This window comes from Methylophaga sp. UBA1464 (assembly GCF_002325665.1).
Lineage (GTDB): Bacteria > Pseudomonadota > Gammaproteobacteria > Nitrosococcales > Methylophagaceae > Methylophaga.
In genome coordinates, this window is sequence record NZ_DCSO01000018.1 from 18,643 (window position 1) to 23,097 (window position 4,455).

The 4,455-nt window shown below is 46.4% G+C and carries 3 protein-coding genes; all 3 read left to right on the plus strand.

Features of this window, described 5'->3' with window-relative positions:
• Positions 1–3: 3 nt before the first annotated feature.
• Positions 4–2,604 (plus strand): pyruvate dehydrogenase (acetyl-transferring), homodimeric type, encoded by a 2,601-nt coding sequence (gene aceE / locus B3O33_RS01985; protein WP_292362830.1) that lies wholly within the window; start codon positions 4–6, stop codon positions 2,602–2,604.
• A 3-nt stretch (positions 2,605–2,607) separates the two neighbouring features.
• Complete coding sequence (gene aceF / locus B3O33_RS01990; RefSeq protein ID WP_292362825.1) at positions 2,608–3,927, plus strand: dihydrolipoyllysine-residue acetyltransferase; 1,320 nt, start codon at positions 2,608–2,610, stop codon at positions 3,925–3,927.
• Positions 3,924–4,455, plus strand: a 532-nt coding sequence (locus B3O33_RS01995; RefSeq protein WP_292362826.1) for a biotin/lipoyl-containing protein, incomplete at its 3' end; no start/stop codon positions are given. The genes aceF and B3O33_RS01995, both read left to right, overlap by 4 nt.

The window sequence follows — 4,455 nt, forward strand, 5'->3', positions numbered from 1 at the left end:
CCTCTGGAGTCTGTGCTTGAAGCGGCCGGTGACGAAAAAGCCCATTACATTATTGAAAAACTCATTGATAAGGCCCGCCGTAGTGGTGTCAATCTGCCTTATAGTGCTAATACCGCATACGTAAATACCATTCCGGTGGATCAACAGGAACGCATTCCTGGTGATCAGGCAATGGAGCATAAGCTCAGATCGTATATCCGTTGGAATGCAATGGCGATGGTGGTTAAGGCCAATATGAAACCCGGTGCTGTCGGCGGACATATTGCGAGCTTCTCATCTGCGGCAACACTTTATGATGTAGGGTTTAATCATTTCTACAGAGGTGATAACCATGAAGAAGGCGCCGATATGGTGTTTGTTCAGGGTCACTCTGCACCGGGCATCTATGCTCGATCTTTCCTGGAAGGCCGTCTGACGGAAGAGCAATTGGATAATTTCCGCTTTGAAGTCGATGGTAAGGGGTTGTCTTCCTATCCGCATCCATGGTTAATGCCAGATTACTGGCAGTTCCCCACCGTTTCAATGGGCCTTGGTCCAATTCTTTCCATCTATCAAGCGCGATTCATGAAATACATGCATCATCGCGAAATCGCCAAAACATCAGGTCGCCATGTATGGGCGTATCTGGGCGATGGTGAGATGGATGAGCCGGAATCTTTAGGCGCTATTACACTGGCTGGTCGTGAAAAACTCGATAATCTGATCTTTGTTGTCAACTGCAACCTGCAACGTCTTGACGGTCCGGTTCGTGGTAATGGCAAAATAATCCAGGAACTTGAAGCTTTATTCCGTGGTGCTGGCTGGAATGTATTAAAAGTTATCTGGGGCAGTGGTTGGGATCAATTACTGGCAAGGGATACCAAAGGCTTGTTGCTGAAACGCATGGAAGAAGTCGTCGACGGCGAATACCAGAATTACAAAGCAAAAGATGGTGCTTATGTACGTAAGCATTTCTTTGGTAAATACCCTGAGCTGCTGGATATGGTTTCAGATATGACCGATGAGGATATCTGGCACTTGAGTCGTGGCGGCCACGATCCTCGTAAGATTTATGCCGCTTATAAACGTGCAGTGGACCATCAGGGGCAACCCACTGTTATCCTGGCGAAAACCGTTAAAGGGTATGGACTGGGTCAGGCGGGTGAAGGTCAGAACACGACTCACCAGCAGAAGAAAATGGAACTGGAGCACATGAAACGCTTCCGTGACCGTTTCAATATCCCCATTCCAGATGATGAAATCGAAGAGATTCCATACATCAAACTGGATGACGACAGTGAAGAGAAAAAATATCTGCTGGAACGTCGAAAAGAGCTGGGTGGGTTTATTCCTAAACGCAGCCATAGTGCTCCGGCACTGGAACTTCCGCCATTAAGCATTTTTGATGCAGTACTAAAAGACAGTGGGGATCGTGAGTTATCTACTACGATGGCCTTTGTACGAATAATTACCGCATTAATTCGTGATAAGAAAATCGGCAAAAACATCGTACCAATCGTGCCGGATGAAGCGCGTACCTTTGGTATGGAAGGTCTGTTCCGTTCTATCGGTATTTATTCATCTTCCGGCCAGATGTACGAACCCGAAGATTCCGGAAAAGTCATGTGGTATCGCGAAGATACCAAAGGCCAGATCCTGGAGGAAGGTATTAACGAAGCCGGTTCAATGTCCGAGTGGGTTTCTGCGGCCACGGCGTATTCAAACTACAACGTTAATATGGTGCCGTTCTATATCTATTACTCGATGTTTGGTTTCCAGCGTGTAGGTGATTTGTGCTGGTTGGCCGGTGATATCCAGGCCAAAGGTTTCCTGATCGGTGGTACTGCAGGCCGTACAACACTGAACGGTGAAGGTTTGCAGCATCAGGATGGACACAGTCTGATTCTGGCAAACACCATTCCTAACTGCATCAGCTATGATCCGACCTATGCTTATGAAATGGCTATCATCGTACATGAAGGCATGCGCCGAATGTATGAACAACAGGAAGGCGTGTTTTATTACATCACCGCGATGAATGAAAACTATACCCATCCTGCTATGCCAAAAGGTGTGGAAGAGGGCATTATCAAAGGTCTCTATAAGCTTAAATCAGGTGGCAAACACAAGATTAAAGCGCAGCTTCTCGGTAGCGGCACTATTCTCCGTGAAGTGGAAGCAGCTGCTGAAATGCTGGAAAAAGACTGGAATGTTTCTGCCAATGTGTGGAGTGCGACCAGTGTGAATGAACTGGTTCGGGATGGTATGGATGTGGATCGTTATAACCGTCTGCATCCAACTGCTGAGAAAAAAACCAGCTATATTTCACAATGCCTGGATGACCAGGAGGGCGTTGTAGTGGCTTCCACAGATTACATGCGTCTGTATGCCGAGCAATTACGTCCCTGGATCAAACAGCGTTATGTTGTACTGGGTACCGATGGCTTTGGTCGCAGTGATACCCGTGAAAGATTGCGCAGCTTCTTCGAAGTGGATCGATATCACGTGGTTGTCGCCACCCTCAGTGCATTGGCTGATGAAGGTGCTGTTAAATACGATGTGGTTGCAAAAGCTATTAAGCAGTACAAAATTGATGCTGACGCAACGAATCCAGTTAAGGTTTAAAACATGGCAGATTTAATCGAATTAAAAGTCCCGGACATTGGTGATTTTGATAGCGTTGAAATCATTGAAGTATTAGTTGCTGAAGGTGATTCAATCAATGCTGATCAGGAAGTGATCACCATTGAATCCGATAAAGCGATGATGGAAATTCCATCATCGCTAAGCGGTACAATCAAGGAAATGAAAGTCAAAGTCGGTGATAAGGTCAGTGAAGGTTCAGTTATTGCCTTGATTGAATCTTCTGATGCCGGCGCTGAAGAAAACGAAAAGCCGGCTGAAAAAGCAGCAGAAAGTAAACCAGCAGAGAAAGAAAAACCTGCTGCGGCTGAGAGTAAACCGGCACCGACACCTACAGTAGCGAATCCTGAGCCAGAAAGAACTGAAACATTGCCTTATGCACCGGATACCGGTTCAGCTAAAAAACCTTCACATGCATCACCTTCAGTACGGCAGTTTGCTCGTGAATTAGGTGTGCCTTTGGCTGCGGTTGTCGGTAGTGGACAAAAAGGCCGTATTACCAAAGAAGATGTCCAAAACTTTGTTAAACAGGTCATGAATGCACCAGCACCAAAAGCAGCCGACGGTGCCGGAATCCCATCTGTTCCTGTAGTCAACTTTGAACAGTTCGGTGAAATTGAAAGCAAAGAACTGTCACGCATCAAGAAAATTTCCGGCAAACATCTGCATGCTTGCTGGTTGAATATTCCACATGTAACGCAATTTGATGAAGCCGATATCACTGAGCTGGAAGAATTCCGTCAGGAAAATAAAGAAATGGCTGCCAAGAAGGGTGTCAGTCTGACGCCGTTGGTGTTCATTATGAAAGCAGTTGTCGCCTGCCTGCGACAGTATCCGGAATTTAACGCCTCGTTAAGCGAAGATAAACAAAGCCTGATTTACAAAAAGTATTACAACATCGGTGTAGCAGTAGATACACCCAATGGTTTGATGGTTCCGGTTATTCGGGATGTCGATAAAAAAGGCTTCCTGGAACTGGCCGGTGAACTGGGTGAAATCAGTGTCCGTGCGCGTGAAGGAACCTTAACAGCGAAAGATTTACAGGGTGGGACCTTTTCTATTTCCACTCTGGGAGGTATTGGCGGTCAATTCTTTACCCCGATTGTCAATGCACCTGAAGTCGCTATTCTGGGGGTGAGTCGCCACCAGATGAAACCGGTGTGGAATGGCAAGGAGNNTGAACCTCGTTTGATGTTGCCACTGTCTATTTCATACGACCATCGGGTGATTGATGGTGCGGCAGGTGCTCGATTCACTGTGATGTTGAATCAGATGTTATCGGATATCAGAAAGGTCTTGTTATGAGTTTGATTGAAGTCAAAGTTCCGGATATCGGCGATTTTGATGCGGTTGAAATTATTGAAATCCTGGTTTCAGAAGGAGAGTCAGTCACCGCGAATCAAGACATTATCACGCTGGAATCTGATAAAGCCGCAATGGAAATCCCTAGCTCTGATGCTGGTGTCATCAAGTCATTGAAAGTCAAAGTGGGTGATAAAGTTGCTCAGGGTGATGTGATTCTGACGCTGGAAACCGAAGCAGATTCCGCCGCAGAAGATAAAGCGGCAGAAACGAAAACTGAAGCTGCTAAACCTGCTGACACGGAAACAGAAAAACCTGCTGAAAAATCCAATGCAGCACCGGTTGCTAAAAAGGACATCCCAACCGATGCCGATATGCATGCCGAAGTCGTTGTACTGGGCTCTGGTCCTGGCGGTTATACCGCGGCATTTCGTGCAGCAGACTTAGGCAAGCAGGTGATATTGATTGAACGTCATCAACGTATTGGCGGTGTGTGTCTGAATGTTGGTTGTATTCCTTCAAAAGCTCTAT